The sequence below is a fragment of the Clostridium drakei genome, from assembly GCF_000633595.2.
GTDB classification, from domain to species: domain Bacteria; phylum Bacillota; class Clostridia; order Clostridiales; family Clostridiaceae; genus Clostridium_AM; species Clostridium_AM drakei.
Map to the genome: position 1 here is coordinate 1 of NZ_JIBU02000094.1, position 1308 is coordinate 1308.

Consider the following 1308-nt stretch of genomic DNA (forward strand, 5'->3'; position numbering starts at 1 on the left):
TTATTGTAAGTGTCGGATACTTTTCTGGATTTTCCATAGCATCTACCAAGGTTTCTCTATTTAACACATTTACATTCAAATGAAATGCTCCTTGTGAGAAATATCCATCCATCATGTTTGCAAGATTTACTATTCTGCTTTCTTCATCTTTTCCAAGTGCATCTGGTATTATGGAGAAAGTATTGGATACTCCATCCTGACAGTAATTTCTATATGGTATTTTCGCCACTGAGTTAAGTGATGCTAACGCTCCATTTTCATCTCTTCCATGCATTGGATTTGCTCCTGGAGCTAACGGCTCTCCTGCTTTTCTTCCATCTGGTGTTGTTCCTGTTTTCTTTCCATATACCACATTTGATGTTATTGTTAACACTGATAATGAATGTTCTGCATCTCTATAAGTTTTATGCTTTTTAAGATCATTTGAAAATTTCTTAACTACGTGTACTGCTAAATCATCAACTCTATCATCATCATTTCCGTATTTAGGAAAGTTTCCTTCTATTTCAAAGTCCACAGCTATTCCTTCTTCATTTCTTATTGGTTTAACCTTTGCATATTTTATAGCACTTAATGAATCTGCTGCTACTGATAAGCCTGCTATTCCAAAAGCCATAAATCTTTTAACAGCTGTATCATGAAGAGCCATCTGTCCTGCTTCATAAGCATATTTATCGTGCATGTAGTGAATTGTGTTCATTGTATCTACATATAATTCAGCCACATATTCCATAACTTTGTTATAACTCTTAATTACTTTATTGAAGTCAAGAACTTCATCTTCCATCTTTTCTATATCTGGTACAACTTTAATTAAGCTTCCATCTCTAGCCTTTTTCTTTTCATCATATCCTCCATTTATTGCATAGAGTAATGATTTTGCAAGATTTGCTCTTGCTCCAAAGAACTGCATTCTCTTTCCTATTTCCATAGCAGATACACAGCAAGCTATACCATAGTCATCTCCATATATTGGTCTCATTATATCATCATTTTCATACTGCAAAGAGTCTGTTTTTATGGACATTTCAGAACAATAATTTTTGAAGTTCTGTGGAAGCTTTTCTGACCATAAAACTGTCATATTTGGTTCTGGGGCTGGTCCTAAATTAGTTAATGTGTGTAAAAATCTATAAGCTGTTTTTGTGACTAATGTTTTACCATTTATTCCAATTCCACCTATGGATTCTGTTACCCAGTTAGGATCTCCTGCAAATAAATCATTATACTCTGGTGTTCTTAAATGTCTCACCATCCTTAATTTTATAACAAGCTGATCTATTATCTCTTGTGCTTCTGCTTCTGTTA

At 33.9% G+C, this 1308-nt stretch carries 1 protein-coding gene; it reads right to left on the reverse strand.

All coding sequences use genetic code 11. From position 1 onward, the window contains the following. On the reverse strand, positions 1 to 1308 hold a 1308-nt coding region (locus EG57_RS0224800), incomplete at both ends, for a pyruvate formate lyase family protein (protein ID WP_032079752.1).